Source organism: Streptomyces sp. NPDC027189, from assembly GCF_055566975.1.
In genome coordinates, this window is the sequence record NZ_JBVHRI010000011.1 from 204,962 (window position 1) to 222,853 (window position 17,892).

Here is a 17,892-nt window from a genome sequence, read left to right on the forward strand (position 1 = left end):
CACCAGGCAAGATCCAATGTCCATATTGAGGGGAGTTTGGGCTTTATGTCGTCTCAGGATGTGGATACGCCGCGTGCGGTGTCGGCGGGCCTCGTGGTTCTGGACGGGGTCAGCACCGGCGTCACCGATGTCGTGCGCCTCGCCGACGGGACCGCGCGGCCGGTTCCCGGCACCGACGCGATGAAGCGCGTCGAGGAATCCTGGGACGCTGCCCGGCAGATCGCCGCGACCGGCCGCGTCTACGGCCGCTCCACCGGCGTCGGCGCCAACCGGAACGAGGACGTGCCGACCGAGGCCGCCGCCGAGCACGGTCTGCGCCTGCTGCGCAGCCACGCCGGCGCCATCGGCGAGGAACTCCCCGCCCGCCAGGTCCGCGCCATGCTAGCCGTCCGCGCCAACCAGCTCCTCGCCGGCGGAGCGGGGCTGCGGCCCACCGTCGTCACGGCGCTGTGCGAGGCGCTGGAGAGCGGCGCGTATCCCGTCGTGAACGAGTTCGGGTCCGTGGGCACGGGCGACATCGCGGCGCTCGCGCAGCTGGGGCTCGCGCTGGTGGGCGAGCATCCCTGGCGGCGCCCGGAGGGCGGACACTCCATCGAGGACCTCGTCCTGGAGGGCGGGCGCTCCCCGCAGGACCTCGCCCCCGCCCCCCAGCCCCTCGACAACAACGACGCCCTCGCGCTCATCAGCAGCAACGCGCTCACGCTCGGACAGGCCGCGCTCGCGCTGCACGAGCTGCGCGGGCTGATCGGGGCCACCCAGGTCGTGGCCGCGCTGTCGCTGCTGGCCGTCGACGGGTCGCACGAGGCGTACGCGGCGCCCGTGCACGCCGCCCGCCCGCACAAGGGATCGGTCGAAGTGGCGCGGCGGATGCGGGAGTTGATCGGCGCGGCGGACCGGCCGACGCCGCCGCTCGGCCGGATCCAGGACCCGTACGGCTTCCGGTGCGTCCCGCAGATCCACGGACCCGCGCACGACGCGGCGGACGCGCTGGAGGCGGTCCTCACGGTGGAGATCAACGCCGCCGCCGAGAACCCCCTCATCTCACCCGAGGACATGGCCGCGTACCACCACGGCGGCTTCTACCAGGCCCAACTCGCCCTGGCTCTGGACCACTTCAGGCTCGCCGTCACCCAGGTCGCCCGCCTGTCGACCTCCCGGCTCTCCACCCTGAACGAGCCCGCCTACACCCGGCTGCGCCCCTTCCTCGCCGACCACGAGCCCGCGTCCTCCGGCGTGATGATCCTGGAGTACGCCGCCGGGGCCGCCCTCGGCGACCTGCGGGCCTTCTCCGCGCCCGCCTCGCTCGGCCACGCTGTACTCTCCCGGGGCGTCGAGGAGCAGGCGAGTTTCGCCTCGCTCGCGGCACGTCAGACACTGCGGGCGTGCGGTGCGTACCGTCTCGTCGTCGGCTGTGAGCTGGTCGCCGCCGTACGGGCGCTGCGCCAGCGCGACCTGCGGCCAGAGCCGGAGCTGCCGGTGGGCCGCGCGCTGGAGCTGGCCGAGTCGGTGCTCGAACCGGACCAGGCCGACAGGCCGCTCACGGACGATGTGACGGCGGCGGCCGCACTGCTGGACCGTTTCACGGAGATCTGGAGGGGGAGCACGTCATGAGCGTGGACAGGGATATGAACGTGACGGACAGTCCTGCCGCACGGCTGCAGGCACTCTTCGAGGGGCACCGGCTGACGCCGACCCAGCGGCGCATCGCACACAGCATGGTGCGCAGCGCCGCCGACGTGCCGTTCCTGTCCAGCGTCGAGCTGGCCGAGCTCGCCGGGGTCAGCCAGCCGTCGGTCACCCGCTTCGCGGTCGCGCTCGGCTTCGACGGCTACCCGGCGCTGCGCAAGCACCTGCGCGAGGTCGCGCCGGCGGAGCAGACGGTGGATTCGGGGTCGTACAACGAGTACCAGCAGGCCGTCGAGGCCGAGATCGAGAACCTGAAGCGTCTCGCGGAAGTGCTCGCCGACCCGCGCCCGGTCGCGAAGGCGGGCCGCCTGCTCGCCGCCTCCCGCCCGCTCCCGGTACTGGGCCTGCGCGCCGCCGCCTCCCAGGCGTACGGCTTCGCGTACTTCGCCGCCAAGGTCCACCCCGACGTACGGCTGCTGCACGAGGGCGGCACGATGCTCCACGACCGCATCGACGCGGCGGTCAAGGCCGGTGCCACGGCGCTGCTGTGCTTCGCGCTGCCCCGGCATCCGCGCGAGGTCGTGGACTCCCTCGCCTACGCGAAGGAGGCCGGGCTGAGCGTTGTCACGGTCGCCGACTCCGCCTTCGCGCCGGTGGCGAAGGTGTCGGACGTGCTGCTCCCCGCCGCCGTCGGCACCGGCCTCGCCTTCGACACGGCCTGCGCCCCGATGCTGCTGGGCCGTGTTCTCCTGGAGGCGATGTGCGACGACCTGCCGGACGCGCAGGCCCGCCTCGAGGAGTTCGACACGCGGGCCGCGGCGCGGGGGCTGTTCGTGGAGTAGTCACGGTTTGGTGGAGTACCCGTGCCTTCTCAGATTCGTCTCACCTTCCCTGACTAGCCTGCCCGGCCAAAAGGGCTGAACGGTGAGCTGAGGAGGCAGATCGTGGCGCGCGGAGGGCAGGGGCTGGCTCGGGTGGCGGTCGTCGTGCGGGCGGGAGCCGCACCGCTGTGGTGGTGCGGGGTGTTCGCAGCCGGGATCGGGGTGCTGGTGCCGGGGCTGACCGGGCGCCGGATCGGGGTCATGGCCGGGGCGGCGCTGTTCATCGTCGCGGCCGCCGTGGTGGCGTACTGGCGCCGCAAGCGGTACGCCGCCCTGGTCCGCTCCGCCGCCCGGGCCGGCAAGCACGACGTCCTTCAGGACCGCGCCGTGACGGTACGCAACTGGCGCCGGGGACACCGCTGGTGGCTCCTGGTCGCCTTCGTGGCCGCGCTGGTCAGCTCGTTCGCGGTGCCCGCCGCGGGCGGCATGCTGCTCGCCGGCGCGGGCATCGGCCTGTGGCTGAAGGCCGGCTGGCTCGGGCGCCGCGAACGCGCCGAGCAGGCCTTGATCTGGGTGCGCGTCGACTGGCTCGGCAGGGGCGCGGGCGCCCCCGCGGGCAAGCCGGTCAAGGCCTGCCGGGCCACCGGCGTCGCGGCGGGCGACGCCGCGCCCGGCGGAGCGCGGCGCCGCTGACCGTGTCGAGGCGGACCGCTACACCTCCAGGTCCGCCTCGATCTTCTTCAGCTGATGCCGGGCCATCGCCAGATTGGACCGCTTGGCGTCGAGCACCACGTACAGGAAGAGGCCGTTGCCGCCGCGCCCCTTGATCAGCCGGATCAGGTGGTACTGGTCGGTCAGTGTGATCAGGATGTCCTCGATTTCGCCCTTCAGGCCGAGGTGCTCCATGGTGCGGAGCTTGGCCCGTACGACGTCGGTGTTGCCGGCCGCCGCGACGGTGAGGTCGAAGCTCTTGCTGCCGCCGATCGTGCCCAGCGCCATTCCGCTGGTGTAGTCGACGAGGGCGGCTCCGGTCGCGCCCTCGATGGATGCGAGCGCCTCTTTCAGCGCGGTTTCGGTGTTGGCCATGGTGCTGTGATTCCTTTCAGCTTTCCGACGTCGTCGGGGTGTTGGGGGTAGGGGTCGTGCGCGCGGATGCTGTGCCGCGCGCGGTACGGGTCCGCGAGGTGCTGGAGGCGGTCTTCGCGGATGCCTTGGCCGGTGCGGCCTGTGCGGCCGGTTCGCCGCGCGCCGTCGCGGCGTCCACGAGCTCCCCGATCCGGGTGCCGGAGCGGCGCCCCTCCAGATGCAGCCGGCCGACGTTGACACGGTCCTGGGCGAGCAGGGTGAGCACGGCGGAGGCGCCCGCCGCGTACGTCGCCACATAGCCGTGGACGCCGCGCACCAGCAGCTCGCGGAAGTCGCCCTGCCCGGTGGCGTCCGCCATCCGCACGGCGACCCCGAGCGCGGCCGCGGTGAGCGCAGCCAGGCCCTCCGGCTCGACGCCGGGGGTGTCCTGGGCGAGGACGAGACCGTCGACGCTGGCCGCGAGTGCCCCGGTCAGCTGGGGCACTCGGGCCCTCAACCGGTGGAGTTCGTCGAGCACTTCGGGCTCCGCCGCCATCAGCAGTCTCCTCTCGGCACGCTGTCGCAGCGCGCGGATCACAAGGCCTCCCGCGGGTCGGGGCTCACAGGGCCTCCAGCGCGTCTCGCAGCCGCCGCAGCAGAGCCACGTCGGGATCGTCGGAGGGCTGCGTGAGCACACTGGGCACGGGAGGCGGCAGCGTCGGGGCCGCCGCCGTCACGAGCCCGGCGGCGGCCAGTCGGCGCAGGTCGACCAGGGTGTGGAACGCGGGCCGTCCCAGCGCGAGCGAGACGTCCGCCGCGGTGCGCACGCCGTCCACCCGGCCGAGCACGGCTTCCTGGCGCAGCGGGACCGACGGCCCGGCGGCCAGGCGGGAGCGCACCAGCGGCGCGGTGTCCGTCGCCGGGTCGGGCCAGATGCGGTGCAGCAGCTCGCGACGGCGCACGGTCTCGCGCTCCAGCGCGGCCACCGGCACGGGGCGGACGGGGCCGAGCCAGTGCGCGGCCCCGTACCGGAAGCGGGTCGGGGCGCTGCTCGGCCCGAGCGCGAAGTAGGCCGCGTCGTACAGCGAGCCGAGATGGCACAGCTCCAGCGCGCCCTTGGCGATCCGGCCGCTGTCGACGAGGAAGCGGCCGACCCGGCGGCGTGCCCCGGCGGTGGCGACCGCCTCCCGCCACTCCTCGGCGTCCAGCACCCCGCGGGCGGCGAACAGCACGTCGATCCCTGGTGTGGCCGGGCTCTCGGCGTGCACCACGTCGCCGTCGGCGAGGTAGAGCGTGCCGCGCTCGCGGATGAGGACGCCGGTGGCCCGTTCGGCGGCGAGCCGGCTGAGCATCGGCGAGACGCCGGCACCGGGTGCGTCCGCCGCTCTGTCCCGCACGGGCAGCCGGGGCGGGGGAGGGGTCCTGACCGTCGTCATTCCAGCACCAGCCGTCCGGCCATCTCGCCGAGCCGGATGCGGGCCAGCGCGAGATTGCCCTCCGCGCGGGCCAGCCACAGGTGCAGGAACACACTGCTGTCGAAGGTGGTCCGCACGAACCGCAGCAGGTGGTAGCTGTCGCGATTGCTGATGATCAGGTCCTCGACGGGCGTCTCCCGCTCGGACCAGTCGGAGCCGTCGGCCGGGGCGAACGCCCGGTGCTCCGCGGCCAGCCGGGCCAGCTCCGCGGCCTCCGCCGCGGTCGTCTCGTGGTCACCGCCCGGCGCGTCCCCGACGGTGCCCAGGGCCAGGCCGCTGGTCCAGTCGACCACCGCGGCACCCCGGGCACCGGGCAGTGTCATGGCTTCCAGTAGGCACTCGTCGATTCCGGGCACCGTGTCTCCCCTCCCGCCAAGGGTTCGGCCGAGTGACGCCGAAGTTACGCAACGTGTGCGCGGGGGGTGAGGCTTCTGGCATTTTCCTGTGGAACATGCCCGGGGTGACTATGGTGGGTCAACTGACCATATTTTCCGGCCGGTTGGGTCCATCCCGGAGGCCTTTCAGAGGGCGCGCGCGGATGCGCCAGGGCGTGCGGTGGCGTGTCGCCGCGCCCGGCGAGGGTGCGAGCGCCCTCCCGGCCGCGGGGTCAAAGCCCGGTTGGCCAAAGTTCCGTGAGTCAAAGCCCAAGCCCCGTGACCTAAAGCCCCGTGAGCGCCGACGGCTGCGCCCCGCCCGACTCCGCGACGATCTCGTCGAGGGTCTGCGGCTCCCGTACGACCGCGAAGCGCACCCCGCCCTCCCCGTCCGGCGCGAATCCGTAAATCCCCGGCCGGGCAAGGGAGTTGTACGCGTAGTGGTGGGCGAAGTAGTACGCGCCGGTGTCCAGCGCGGCCGCGTAGTCGCCCTGTTCGAGCAGCGGCAGCGCGCGCCCCTCGGCGAGGAGGTCGCCCGCGAAGCAGGCGGGGCCCGCGATGTCCTGAACGACGTCCGGTCCCGCCTTGGGGCGGCCCTTGGCGTCGTACGCGGCGATCCGCAGCGGCCAGGACGCGGGCGCGTACACCGTACGGGCCGCCACCTGCACCCCGGCGTGCGTGACCGCGACAGCCCGGCCGCCGGCGGACTTCGTGTACTCGACCCGCGCGAGCACTGTCCCGTGCTTGGCGAGCAGTGACCGCCCGAACTCGGTGACCAGTCCGTACCGCCCGTCGAAGAGCCCCGGCACCACCTCGGCGAGCAGCCGTGCGTACTGCGCGTACGTCGGGGCCGCCGCGTCGGAGCCGAAGTTCACCGGCAGCCCGCCGCCGATGTCGATCGTGTCGATCTGCCGACGCCCGATGCGCCGGTTGATCTCCTCGGCCAGCGCGTACGTCTCCGCCACGCCCTGCGCCATCAGTGACAGCGGGATGCCCTGCGACCCGGTGTGCGCGTGCAGGCGGGTCAGCCACGGCCGGTCGGCGTAGGCCCCGACGATCCACTCGCGGGCACCCTCGTCCCGCAGCGCGACCCCGAATTTGGAGGTCGCCGTGGCGGTGGACAGTGCCTCGATGGAACCCCCGCCGACCTGCGGGTTCACCCGGATTCCGATGGGGGAGCGGGTGCTCGCGGACCGCATCAGGCCGTCGATGCGATCCAGCTCCTGCGGATTGTCCGCGTTGACCGCGATGCCCAGTGCCAGCGCCTCGCGCAGCTCGGCGGACGTCTTGGCGGGGGAGTCGAGCACGGTGCGCGTCGGCGGTACTCCGGCCGTCCGCGCGAGCGCGAGCTCTCCGGGGCTGGCCACCTCCGCGCCGATGCCCTGCTCGTGCAGCAGCCGCAGCACGGGCACGAGCGGGGTCGCCTTCACCGCGAAGGCGTGCAGCACCGGGGTGCCGGGAGCGGCCGCCGAGTCGAAGGCTGCCCGCAGCGCTGCCGCCGAGGCCCGGATGCCGGGGACGTCGAGGAGCGCGACGATGGGGGTTCCGGGCCCGAGGAGTCCCTGCTCCACGGCGGCCCGGACGGCTTCGTCACGCCGGACGGCGCGGTGGGGGTCCGGCTCACCGCCGGCGTCGGATGCTCTGCCGGACCCATGGCCGAGTCCGCCGCCGGAAAACGCCGCAGTCCCGTCCGCCTCGTCGCCCACCGGATCCCCCGTCCTGTCCCTGTCTGCGCCCATACATCCCAGCCAAACATCCCCGACGTGCCCGCGCTGGCCTATGCGCCTATTGACTAGCTCTATTCAAGAAGTCAGGATGTGAATATCTACTGCAACAGTCCGCTGGAGCAGTTCGCTGGAGCAGTCCGCAGAGCCGGAACAGTCCGCATAGGAGGCAGACCATGTCAGGACCCCGCCCCGTACGAGCGCCGCGCGGTACGGAACTGAGTGCCCTGGGATGGCAGCAGGAAGCCGCCCTGCGGATGCTGCAGAACAACCTCGACCCCGAGGTCGCCGAGCACCCCGACAAGCTCGTCGTCTACGGCGGCACCGGCAAGGCCGCCCGCGACTGGCGCTCCTTCGACGCCATGGTCCGCACGCTGCAGACCCTGAAGCAGGACGAGACGATGCTCGTCCAGTCCGGCCGCCCCGTCGGCGTCATGCAGACCCACGAGTGGGCCCCGCGCGTTCTCATCGCCAACTCCAACCTGGTCGGCGACTGGGCGAACTGGGAGGAGTTCCGCCGCCTGGAGGCCCTCGGCCTCACCATGTACGGCCAGATGACCGCCGGTTCCTGGATCTACATCGGCACGCAGGGCATCCTCCAGGGCACCTACGAGACCTTCTCCGCCGTCGCCGCCAAGAAGTTCAACGGCACGCTCGCGGGCACGATCACGCTGACCGCCGGTCTCGGCGGCATGGGCGGCGCCCAGCCGCTCGCCGTGACGATGAACGACGGCGTCGCGATCTGTATCGACTGCGACCCGCGCGCCATCGAGCGCCGCATCGAGCACCGCTACCTGGACGTTCGCGCGGATTCGCTCGAGCACGCGCTCCAGCTCGCCGTCGAGGCCCGTGACCAGCGGAAGCCGCTCTCCATCGGTCTCCTCGGCAACGCCGCCGACCTGCTCCCGCGCATGCTCGCGGAGGGCGCCCCCATCGACATCGTGACCGACCAGACCTCGGCCCACGACCCGCTGGCCTATCTCCCCGTCGGCGTCGACTTCGACGACATGGCCTCCTACGCGGCCAAGGACCCGGCGGGCTTCACCACCCGCGCCCGTGAGTCCATGGCCAAGCACGTCGAGGCGATGGTCGGCTTCATGGACGCCGGTGCCGAGGTCTTCGACTACGGCAACTCGATCCGCGGTGAGGCCCAGCTCGCCGGGTACGAGCGGGCGTTCGCCTTCCCCGGCTTCGTCCCCGCCTACATCCGCCCCCTCTTCTGCGAGGGCAAGGGCCCCTTCCGCTGGGCGGCGCTGTCCGGCGAGGCATCCGACATCGCCAAGACCGACAAGGCGATCCTCGACCTCTTCCCGGAGAACGAGTCCCTGCACCGCTGGATCAAGATGGCGGGTGAGCGCGTCCACTTCCAGGGCCTGCCCGCCCGTATCTGCTGGCTCGGTTACGGCGAGCGAGACAAGGCCGGCGAGCGCTTCAACGACATGGTGGCCTCCGGCGAACTGGCGGCCCCCCTTGCCATCGGTCGCGACCACCTCGACTGCGGGTCCGTCGCCTCGCCGTACCGCGAGACGGAGGCCATGCTTGACGGGTCCGACGCGATCGCCGACTGGCCGCTGCTGAACGCCATGGTGAACGTGGCCTCGGGCGCGTCCTGGGTGTCCATCCACCACGGTGGCGGGGTCGGCATGGGCCGGTCCATCCACGCCGGTCAGGTCTCCGTCGCCGACGGAACCAAGCTCGCCGGCGAGAAGATCCGTCGCGTGCTCACGAATGACCCCGGCATGGGTGTCATCCGCCACGTGGACGCCGGGTACGACATCGCCGAGTCCGTCGCCGACGAGCGCGGCGTGCGTGTGCCGATGCGCGAGGGTGGCGACGCGTGACCCAGCACGATTCCGCGCCTGCGGCGCGTGGCGACAACTCCCCGGTGGGGGCTGATGTCTCGTCGCCGTCCGCGGGTGTGGCTGCGGCTGGCGGCGGCGGCCCGCAGCCGGGAACGGTCGCTGTCTCCTTTCACGAGATGTGGCGTGACCTGAAGCCCATCGGGCGGCACCCCGACTCCGGCGGATACCGTCGCTTCGCCTGGACCGGGGCCGATGACGAGTGCCGGGCGTGGTTCCGGGCGCAGGCCGAGGCCCGGGGGCTCACCTACGAGGTGGACCGGAACGGGAATCAGTGGGCCTGGCTGGGGGACCCCGCCGAGGGGGACGCCGTAGTCACCGGGTCGCATCTGGACTCCGTGCCGGACGGCGGGGCGTTCGACGGACCCCTCGGGGTCGTGTCGTCCTTCGCCGCGCTGGACGAACTGCGCGCCCGGCATGTGAAGTTCACCAGGCCCCTCGCCATCGTGAACTTCGGTGACGAGGAGGGCGCCCGGTTCGGGCTGGCGTGCGTCGGGTCGCGGCTCGCCGCGGGGCAGCTCACCGTCGAGCAGGCGCACCGGCTGACCGACGCGGACGGGATCACGCTGCCGCAGGCCATGGAGCGGGCCGGGTACGACCCCGACACCATCGGGCCGGACCCCGAGCGGCTCGCCCGCATCGGCGCCTTCGTCGAGCTGCACGTCGAGCAGGGGCGCGCCCTCGACCTCAGCGGCGACCAGGTCGGCATCGCCAGTGCCATCTGGCCGCACGGCCGCTGGCGGTTCGACTTCCGGGGCGAGGCCAACCACGCGGGCACCACCCGACTGGTGGACCGCCGGGATCCGATGCTGTCGTACGCCGAGACCGTGCTCGCCGCCCGCCGCGAAGCCCAGCTCGCGGGCGCCGTCGCCACCTTCGGCAAGATCTCCGTCGAGCCGAACGGCGTGAACGCCATCCCCTCCCTCGTCCGTGGCTGGCTCGACTCCCGCGCGGCCGACCAGGCGACCCTCGACACGGTCGTCACCGGCGTCGAGAAGGCGGCCCGCGAGTACGCGGAGGCGCACGGCGTCGAACTCGACGTCGTCCGTGAGTCGTTCACCCCCGTCGTGGAGTTCGAGCACGCCCTGCGCGACGAGCTCGCCCGCATCCTGGGCCGGGAGAAGGACGCGGGACTCACGGTCCCCGTCCTGGGCACCGGTGCGGGACACGACGCCGGAATCCTCTCCGGCACCGTCCCGACCGCCATGCTGTTCGTACGCAACCCCACGGGTGTCTCGCACTCCCCGGCCGAGTACGCCGCCGAGGACGACTGCGTGGCCGGGGTGACCGCACTCGCCGACGTACTCGAAGGGCTGGCCTGCAGGTGACGACGGACACGTACTGGCTGGAGCACGCCTGGCTCGACACCCACGTCGAGCCGGGCGTGGCCCTGACCGTGTCGACAGGCGGCTCCGCCGCGGGGGAGGACGGCCGCATCACCGCCGTCCGTACGGGGCTCGAGGGCCCGCCCCCCGGCGCCGAGATCCTCCGCGGACTCACCCTTCCCGGGCTCGCCAATGCCCACTCACACGCCTTCCACCGCGCCCTGCGCGGCACCGTCCAGGTCGGCTCCGGCACCTTCTGGACGTGGCGCGAGATCATGTACTCCTTCGCGGATCGGCTGACCCCGGACACCTACCACGCGCTCGCCCGCGCGGTATACGCGGAGATGGCGCTCGCGGGCGTCACGGCCGTCGGCGAATTCCACTACGTGCACCACGCTCCGGGCGGCACCCCGTACGCCGACCCGAACGCGATGGGCGAGGCGCTCATCGCCGCCGCCGCCGAAGCCGGGATCCGGATCACCCTCCTCGACACCGCCTACCTCTCCTCCGGGTTCGGGCAGCCCCCGAACCAGAACCAACTCCGCTTCTCCGACGGCACGGCCGACGCCTGGGCGGAACGCTGTTCAGTTCTCAAGGACCGGGTTCACGCACGGATCGGTGCGGCCATTCACTCGGTACGGGCCGTGCCCGCCGGGCAGCTGGCGACGGTCGCGCGATGGGCCGAGGAGCGGCGGGCCCCGCTGCATGTGCACCTGTCCGAGCAGACGGCGGAGAACGACGCCTGCCAGGAGGCGTACGGCTGCACGCCCACTCGGCTGCTCGCCGACCACGGTGTCCTCGGCCCGCGCACCACCGGTGTCCACAACACGCACCTCACGGACGAGGACATCGCCCTGATCGGCGGCTCCGGGACCGGCACCTGCATGTGTCCCACCACCGAGCGCGACCTCGCCGACGGCATCGGACCCGCCGTGGCCCTCCAGCGAGCGGGCTCGCCCCTCTCCCTGGGCTCCGACAGCCACGCCGTCATCGACCTCCTCGAAGAGGCCCGCGCGATGGAGCTGAACGAGCGCCTGCGCACCCGTACCCGCGGTCACTGGACGGCGGCCGCCCTGCTGCGCGCCGCCTCCGCGGACGGCCACGCGGCCCTGGGCTGGGACGGCGCGGGCATCCTGGAGGCGGGTGCGCTCGCCGACTTCACGACGATCGCCCTCGACTCGGTCAGAACAGCGGGACCGCTGCCGCGCCTCGGTGCCGAGACGGCCGTATTCGCCGCGACGGCGGCCGACGTACGCCACACGGTCGTGGGCGGCCGGCACGTCGTACGAGACGGTGTGCACAACCTCGTACCGGATGTGCCGACAGCCCTCGCGGACGCCATCGACGCCCTGCGCGCCTGACCACCGTCCACAGCCTCACCGCCGAAAAGGACGACAAGGACGCCATGAGCAGCACGACCGTCATCACCAACATCGCCAGCCTGGTCACCAACGACCCCTCCCTCGGATGGGGGTCCCCCCGCTCGAGCAAATTCGAGAGTGGGGGAGAGTCCCCCCTCGGTCTGATCCAGGACGCGGCCGTCGTCATCGACGGCGACCGCGTCGCGTGGACCGGTGAATCAAGCAAAGCACCCGCCACCGACAATCGCGTCGACGCCGGTGGCCGCGCGGTGATCCCGGGTTTCGTCGACTCCCACTCGCACCTGGTCTTCGCGGGCGACCGCACCCAGGAGTTCAACGCCCGCATGTCGGGCCGCAGCTACAGTGCGGGCGGCATCCGCACCACGGTCGCCGCGACCCGCGCCGCAAGCGACGAGGACCTGGAGCGGAACCTCACGCACTACCTCCGCGAGGCCCTGCGCCAGGGCACCACCACCTTCGAGACGAAGTCGGGCTACGGCCTCACCGTCGAGGACGAGGCACGAGCCCTGCGCATCGCGGCCGCGCACACCGACGAGGTCACCTACCTCGGCGCGCACATCGTCTCGCCGGACTACGCCGACGACCCGGCGGCGTACGTGGCCCTGGTGACCGGCGAGATGCTCGACGCCTGTGCTCCGTACGCCCGTTGGATCGACGTCTTCTGTGAGAAGGGCGCCTTCGACGGCGACCAGGCCCGCGCGATCCTCACGGCGGGCAAGGCGAAGGGCCTGCACCCGCGCGTCCATGCCAACCAGCTCTCGTACGGCCCCGGCGTCCAGCTCGCCGTCGAACTGGACGCGGCCAGCGCCGACCACTGCACCCACCTGACGGACGCGGACGTGGACGCGCTGGCGAGCGGCAACACCGTCGCCACGCTGCTTCCCGGCGCCGAGTTCTCCACCCGCGCCGAGTGGCCGGACGCGCGCCGCCTGCTGGACGCGGGCGCCACCGTCGCCCTCTCCACGGACTGCAACCCGGGTTCGTCCTTCACCTCGTCCGTCCCGTTCTGTATCGCGCTGGCGGTGCGGGACATGAGGATGACGCCCGACGAGGCCCTGTGGTCCGCCACGGCAGGCGGCGCGGCGGCACTGCGCCGTGACGACATCGGCCGGCTGACGCCCGGCGCCTACGCCGACCTGGCCTTCCTCGACGCCCCGAGCCATGTGCACCTGGCGTACCGGCCGGGCGTACCGCTCGTGTCGGAGGTCTGGCGGCGCGGGGCTCCCGTCGCATAGCGGTCGGGGTCCCGGTCACGCGGCGGCGGAACCCGCCCGCCACCGCTGGTCGTCCCGCCCCTGATCCGAGGACAGCACCAGACCGTCGCCGTACGGCGTGACCGCGTGGTCCGGGGCGATGTCCGGGCGGATCACGCCGTTGCCGTCGACCGTGAAGCGGAGGTTCACGCCGTTGCGGCCGTAGACCGACCGGCACTCCCAGATGCCGACACCCCTGTCCGTGGAGCCGCGGCTGTCGAGGCAGAAGTCGGGGTCGGCGTACGACTGGAGGACGTCGCGGTCGGTGTCGACGCGCCACATCTGGGTGCGGGACGAGGTGCAACGCGCCGTGATGACGTCGTTGCCCTCGTCGATGTCGCCGTCGCGGATGTCCAGGCAGAGGCCCGAGTCGGCGTTCACCACCTGGGCGAAGGTGCCGTTCGGGGGGTGGGACGCGATGCGCGTGGGAGAGGGCTTCGGGGACGAAGGGGACGGTGAAGGTGCCTTCGGGGGCCGCGAAGTCGGCGTGGGTGAAGGGGACTTGGTCCTGTGAGTGGCAGACGGCGACGGAGTCGGCGAAACCGTCGCGGTCACCGTCACCGGAGGCGGTGCCTGAGGAGTCCGTACCGAACCGGCCGTCTCCGCGGGCTCCGATCCGCCCGACGTCAGCAGGAACAGCAGCAGCGGCGCCACCGCGACGCCGAGCGCGGCCGAGGCGAGGACGACGCGCCGGGAGGGCAGCCAGGCCCAACCAGCCTTCGCCTTCGAGCGGGTCGGCGTCGCGCCCGTATCACCCATCACGTACGCCGCCCCGCCCCACGGCAGCAGCCCCTCCGCCAGCGCCTCGCGCGGGGTGTCCCGCAGGGCGCCCAGCTCCTCGTACCCGGCGGCGCAGTGCGCGCAGTGCACCATGTGGGCCTGCAGGTCGGCGCTGTAGCGCGGGTTCTCGGGGTGCGCGGCCTCCTCGATCAGCCGGCGGAAGTCCTGACAGCGGGGGTTGCCGGAGCGGGCGAGGCGGGTCTTGAGGCAGGCCTGGCGCAGCGTCTGGAACGCGGACTCCTTGCCGTACGTCACGTCCGGAAGCGTGGCCCCGAGGAGCGTCGCGGTCCTGGCGTCGGGCTCCTCGTCGACGACGCCGTACCAGACGAGTCCCTGGACGCGGGTCGGCAGCGCCTGGAACGCGTCGAGCATCGGCGGCACGGGTCCGTCCGGGCCCGCCTCGCGGAAGTGGACGAGCAGGCCGGGGTCGAGGCGGCTCCCGCGCTCGTCCACGGCCCAGGACGCGGCCACCCGCCCTGTCAGGAGCAGCAGCTGGTGGCGCCAGGGCCCCCGGGGATCGATCCCGCGCGCGGTGTCGCGGGCCGCGAGGGCGAACGCCTGGGCCGTGAGCTGCCGGGCGGCGGACTCGCCCACCGTGCACAGCCGGGCGTACGAGAGGACCGCGGGCCGGTGGCGTCGGCGCAGTTCGCGCAGCGCCGGATACGCGGTCGCGGTCTCGGCACGCAGCAGTTCGGTGAGCCGCGCGTCCGAGACGGTGGCGAACATGCCGCCGCCCTCGGCGTCGGCTTCGTGCTCGCCCTCGTACCCGTCGTCCTCAGCGTCGGTCCGGCCGACCCCAGCCATTCCCGTGCCTCCTCGCATCCCCGGTGCTCTGTCCGCCGTAGCCCTGACCTACCGGCGGGTATGGGGGTGCCCATAGTGATGGAGGTGAACCTTTGGGGAAAGGGGTTCCCCTGGGTAACAGCGCCCGATGCCAAGCTGTAACTGCGCCCGGCGCCCCCTCATTTGGGGCGCCGGGCGCACAAGACGACTGCGGGACGTCAGTCCTCGACCGTCAACCCCTTCCGCAGCCGCACCAAGGTGCGCGACAGCAGCCGGGAGACGTGCATCTGGGAGATGCCGAGTTCGTCGCCGATCTCGGACTGGGTCATATTGGCGACGAAGCGCAGCGAGAGGATCTGGCGGTCACGTGCCGGGAGTTCGGCTATCAGCGGCTTCAAGGACTCCACGTACTCGATGCCTTCGAGTCCGTGGTCCTCGTAGCCGATACGGTGCGCGAGCGCGCCCTCGGAGTCGTCCTCCTCGGGCTGGGCGTCGAGCGAACTGGCCGTGTAGGCGTTCGAGGCCGCCATGCCCTCGACGACCTCGTCGTTGCTGAGGCCGAGGCGCTCCGCCAGCTCTCCCACCGTCGGAGCGCGATCGAGTTGCTGGGCGAGTTCGTCGCCCGCCTTGGCCAGGTCCAGGCGGAGTTCCTGCAGCCTGCGCGGTACGCGCACGGACCACGAGGTGTCGCGGAAGAAGCGCTTGATCTCGCCGATGATGGTCGGCATCGCGAAGGTGGGGAACTCGACGCCGCGGCTCACTTCGAAGCGGTCGATCGCCTTGATCAGGCCGATCGTGCCGACCTGGATGATGTCCTCCATCGGCTCGCTGCGGGAGCGGAAGCGGGAGGCGGCGAACTTCACCAGCGCGAGGTTGAGTTCGACCAGCGTGTTGCGAACGTACGAGTACTCGTGCGTGCCCTCTTCGAGGGACTCCAGACGCTCGAAGAGTGTCTTGGACAGGGCCCGTGCGTCCACCGGCCCCACCTCGTCGTAAGGGGGGATCTCCGGGAGTCCGTCGAGTCCGTCGAATCCGATGGTTCCATCGGCTTCGTCAAGGTGCTCCGGGCGTCCCAGAGGGGGTGCCGACGTCGCCGTCTGGGTCTGCGATGCGTCGAGCCGGGGTGACATGGTGTCCTCCATCGTTCTCGGCATATGGCCGCCGATGCCAATCCGTGCACTGCGGTGTGCGGCGCCTCCAAAGCCGGCCGTGTCGAATAGCTGTCACTACTAGCCCTACCCGGTTTCGTGAGGTTGTCGCAAGTGCGTTTCATTGGTAAATGTCCGTTTTAGAGGGGTTGTTCGGGTGTCGGGGGTCGTAGGGAAGGCGTAGTGTTCGAGGGCGTACATCAGCAGTCGCGACGCTCGGGAGAGAGACGGCATGGACCGCGGGACGGTCGGCAGCGCACAGTCGGGCCGGCTTCTTGTCGAGGTGCGGGAAGAGGGCTCAAACGCCGTCGTGACCCCCGCGGGTGAGTTGGATCACCACACGGCCGATTTGTTGCGTAAGCCACTCGAGGGCTGCCTCGAAAAGGGGTACGCCCGCCTGGTGGTCGACTGCTCACGCCTCGAATTCTGTGATTCCACCGGGCTCAATGTGCTGCTCGGCGCCCGGCTGAAGGCCGAGGCCGCGGGCGGCGGGGTCCATCTCGCCGGGATGCAGCCAGTCGTGGCCCGGGTCTTCGAGATCACCGGGGCGGAGGCCGTCTTCACCGTCCACGAGACGCTCGACGCGGCCCTGGCCGACTGATCAGCCCGGCCCGACGGCGTCGAAGTCGTGACTCAGTTGTCCCTGTGTGATCGCCGCGTTACGTGCGTCACATCTTCCGTGTCGAATAAGTGGGTGTTCGGACGGTTCGGTCGGGCAGGAGACATCCTGAACACGTCGGCACCGCATATGTCGGCAGCCAAAGCGGCGAACGCGTCGTTGATCCCTACGTACTGAGTACTGAGTCTTGAATCGTGAACCGGTGAATCGGTGAGGTGAAGCGCTGATGAGCACCACCCGGCCTTACTCGCCGGGCGACCGCGGCCCGGAGTCGGGTGACGGCGGCGCTTCCGGGGCGTCCGCGGACGGCGTGACGCCCGGAGACGGCGCGTCCCGGGGCGGCGCGGCCGTCCCCTCCGCCGGCCGTCAGGCCCGCAGGCTGAACTTCGACGGCGAGAGCGGAGTCGTGCCGCTCGCCCGCGACTTCACCCGTCAGGCGCTCTACGCCTGGGGCTGGCTGCCCGCCGCGAGCGCCGACCGGCGGGCCGCCGCCGAGGACGTCCTGCTGGTCGTCTCCGAGCTCGTCACCAACGCCTGTCTGCATGCCGAGGGCCCGGACGAACTCTGGATCGCCTGCGACAGCAAGGTGCTGCGCGTCGAGGTCTCCGACCGGGGCACCGGCCAGCCCGCCCCGCGCACCCCGCACCGCGCCGGACGCCCCGGCGGCCACGGGATGTTCATCGTGCAGCGGCTGTGCCTCGACTGGGGGGTCGTGCGGACTCCGGGGGTCGCCGGCAAGACCGTGTGGGCGGAGCTCGGGGCGCCCGCGTAACCGTCATCAGGGGTTACCCAGGGTTCGACCCCCTCTTCGTACGTCGCCGTATGCGCGCCGGATCTCCTCAGATCCGGCGCGCACTTTGTCTTCCCTCCATAAGTCCCCGGGCGTACTTTGAGCGCCCAATCTGATGTGCCGTCAGTAAATTTCGGCGACGAGGGGACTTCGAGGTGTCGTACCGGACGTACCAGAAACGAACCGCCGCGCTCGCGTTCGCCGCGGCCCTGGCCGGCTCGGCGGTGCTGATGGCCGCCCCCGCCGCCCAGGCCGACGTGGTGGACGTCAACTACCAGTGCAAGACGCCGATCGGCGACAAGAGCGCCGTCTCGCCCATCGACATCAAGAGCGTCAAGAGCGGCAGCGGCTACAAGCTCACCATGTCCTGGCAGAAGGGCGTCTCCTCCAGCCCGGTGGAGCTGGGCAAGGGCGCGATGAAGCCGAGCGCCGTGATCAAGCTGGGCGGCGCGGACAGCGGCACGGTGCCCGTGAGCGGCCCGGCCAACGCCGCCGCGATTCCCGCCAACACCCCCATCAAGATCAGCGACTTGAGCGGCACGTACACGCCGAAGAAGACCGGCAAGGTGACCTTCACCGCGGGCGTGCTCACCATCAAGGCGCTGGGCACGACGACCACCTGCACGCCCTCGAACAACCCGAAGCCCTCGCTGACCCTCGACGTCACGGCCGCGAGCGGCGGTTCGGGATCGTCGAGTTCCGGCCAGACCCAGACCGGCTCCGACTCGGGCGGCCAGCTCCCGCAGACCGGCCCCGAGGACTCGGCGATCGCCCTCGGCACGCTCGGCGGCACGGTGCTGCTCGCGGGCGCGGCGGGCGTGCTGTGGCTGACGCGGAGGCATCAGGCGGTACGCCGCTGAGGTCTGGT

The 17,892-nt window shown here is 71.9% G+C and carries 17 protein-coding genes; 10 read left to right on the top strand and 7 right to left on the bottom strand.

The annotated features are described in order from the left end of the window. Positions 1-45 precede the first annotated feature (45 nt). From ACZ4RZ_RS26335 to ACZ4RZ_RS26345, 3 genes are all read left to right on the top strand, one after another. The gene (locus ACZ4RZ_RS26335) at positions 46-1,611 is read left to right on the top strand and encodes an aromatic amino acid ammonia-lyase (RefSeq protein WP_467748108.1); all 1,566 of its coding nucleotides are present in this window, start codon (positions 46-48) and stop codon (positions 1,609-1,611) included. Continuing rightward, positions 1,608-2,468 carry a MurR/RpiR family transcriptional regulator gene (locus ACZ4RZ_RS26340; protein WP_467748110.1) on the top strand — a complete coding sequence of 287 codons (861 nt, stop codon included), beginning with the start codon at positions 1,608-1,610 and terminating at the stop codon, positions 2,466-2,468. The genes ACZ4RZ_RS26335 and ACZ4RZ_RS26340 overlap by 4 nt, the downstream gene beginning before the upstream one ends. 102 nt (positions 2,469-2,570) lie before the next feature. Then, positions 2,571-3,140 (top strand): hypothetical protein, encoded by a 570-nt coding sequence (locus tag ACZ4RZ_RS26345; RefSeq protein ID WP_467748112.1) that lies wholly within the window; start codon positions 2,571-2,573, stop codon positions 3,138-3,140. An 18-nt stretch (positions 3,141-3,158) separates the two neighbouring features. On the opposite strand, the gene ACZ4RZ_RS26350 is transcribed toward ACZ4RZ_RS26345, so the two are convergent. The 5 genes from ACZ4RZ_RS26350 to ACZ4RZ_RS26370 form a co-directional block, all read right to left on the bottom strand. Beyond that, positions 3,159-3,533 (bottom strand): roadblock/LC7 domain-containing protein, encoded by a 375-nt coding sequence (locus ACZ4RZ_RS26350; RefSeq protein ID WP_467748113.1) that lies wholly within the window; start codon positions 3,531-3,533, stop codon positions 3,159-3,161. A gap of 16 nt (positions 3,534-3,549) precedes the next feature. Continuing rightward, positions 3,550-4,068, bottom strand: a complete 519-nt coding sequence (locus ACZ4RZ_RS26355) for a roadblock/LC7 domain-containing protein (protein WP_467748115.1) — start codon at positions 4,066-4,068, stop codon at positions 3,550-3,552. Positions 4,069-4,132: 64 nt separating this feature from the next. Further along, a complete protein-coding gene (locus tag ACZ4RZ_RS26360; RefSeq protein WP_467748117.1) occupies positions 4,133-4,948 on the bottom strand; it encodes a hypothetical protein in 816 nt (271 codons plus the stop codon). Beyond that, positions 4,945-5,343: a hypothetical protein gene (locus ACZ4RZ_RS26365; RefSeq protein ID WP_467748119.1), complete on the bottom strand. Its 399-nt coding sequence runs from the start codon at positions 5,341-5,343 to the stop codon at positions 4,945-4,947. The genes ACZ4RZ_RS26360 and ACZ4RZ_RS26365 overlap by 4 nt, the downstream gene beginning before the upstream one ends. A gap of 302 nt (positions 5,344-5,645) precedes the next feature. Further along, a complete protein-coding gene (locus ACZ4RZ_RS26370) occupies positions 5,646-7,100 on the bottom strand; it encodes a type III PLP-dependent enzyme domain-containing protein (RefSeq protein WP_467748120.1) in 1,455 nt (484 codons plus the stop codon). Positions 7,101-7,261: 161 nt separating this feature from the next. Here ACZ4RZ_RS26370 and hutU point away from each other — a divergent pair, with 161 nt between their 5' ends. The 4 genes from hutU to hutI all read left to right on the top strand — a co-directional run bounded on the left by hutU (position 7,262) and on the right by hutI (position 12,886). Then, positions 7,262-8,926, top strand: a complete 1,665-nt coding sequence (hutU, locus tag ACZ4RZ_RS26375) for a urocanate hydratase (RefSeq protein WP_467748121.1) — start codon at positions 7,262-7,264, stop codon at positions 8,924-8,926. Between the two features lie 137 nt (positions 8,927-9,063). Next, on the top strand, positions 9,064-10,272 hold the full coding sequence (locus ACZ4RZ_RS26380) for an allantoate amidohydrolase (protein WP_467748244.1): 1,209 nt from the start codon (positions 9,064-9,066) through the stop codon (positions 10,270-10,272). Next, positions 10,269-11,630 carry a formimidoylglutamate deiminase gene (locus tag ACZ4RZ_RS26385; RefSeq protein ID WP_467748123.1) on the top strand — a complete coding sequence of 454 codons (1,362 nt, stop codon included), beginning with the start codon at positions 10,269-10,271 and terminating at the stop codon, positions 11,628-11,630. Before ACZ4RZ_RS26380 ends, ACZ4RZ_RS26385 begins: the two co-directional genes overlap by 4 nt. Positions 11,631-11,674: 44 nt before the next feature. Continuing rightward, positions 11,675-12,886, top strand: a complete 1,212-nt coding sequence (hutI, locus tag ACZ4RZ_RS26390; RefSeq protein ID WP_467748125.1) for an imidazolonepropionase — start codon at positions 11,675-11,677, stop codon at positions 12,884-12,886. A gap of 15 nt (positions 12,887-12,901) precedes the next feature. On the opposite strand, the gene ACZ4RZ_RS26395 is transcribed toward hutI, so the two are convergent. Further along, entirely contained in the window at positions 12,902-14,488 is a 1,587-nt protein-coding gene (locus ACZ4RZ_RS26395; RefSeq protein WP_467748127.1) for a ricin-type beta-trefoil lectin domain protein, read from the bottom strand. Positions 14,489-14,685: 197 nt separating this feature from the next. Further along, positions 14,686-15,597: an RNA polymerase sigma factor SigF gene (locus ACZ4RZ_RS26400; protein WP_467748246.1), complete on the bottom strand. Its 912-nt coding sequence runs from the start codon at positions 15,595-15,597 to the stop codon at positions 14,686-14,688. Positions 15,598-15,847: 250 nt separating this feature from the next. On the opposite strand from ACZ4RZ_RS26400, the gene ACZ4RZ_RS26405 reads away from it, so the two are divergent. The 3 genes from ACZ4RZ_RS26405 to ACZ4RZ_RS26415 all read left to right on the top strand — a co-directional run bounded on the left by ACZ4RZ_RS26405 (position 15,848) and on the right by ACZ4RZ_RS26415 (position 17,884). Next, positions 15,848-16,216 carry an STAS domain-containing protein gene (locus tag ACZ4RZ_RS26405; protein WP_467748129.1) on the top strand — a complete coding sequence of 123 codons (369 nt, stop codon included), beginning with the start codon at positions 15,848-15,850 and terminating at the stop codon, positions 16,214-16,216. 244 nt (positions 16,217-16,460) lie between these two features. After that, a complete protein-coding gene (locus ACZ4RZ_RS26410) occupies positions 16,461-17,006 on the top strand; it encodes an ATP-binding protein (protein WP_467748131.1) in 546 nt (181 codons plus the stop codon). Positions 17,007-17,179: 173 nt separating this feature from the next. After that, positions 17,180-17,884, top strand: coding sequence for an LPXTG cell wall anchor domain-containing protein (locus tag ACZ4RZ_RS26415; protein ID WP_467748133.1), 705 nt, complete (start codon positions 17,180-17,182; stop codon positions 17,882-17,884). Positions 17,885-17,892: the final 8 nt, after the last annotated feature.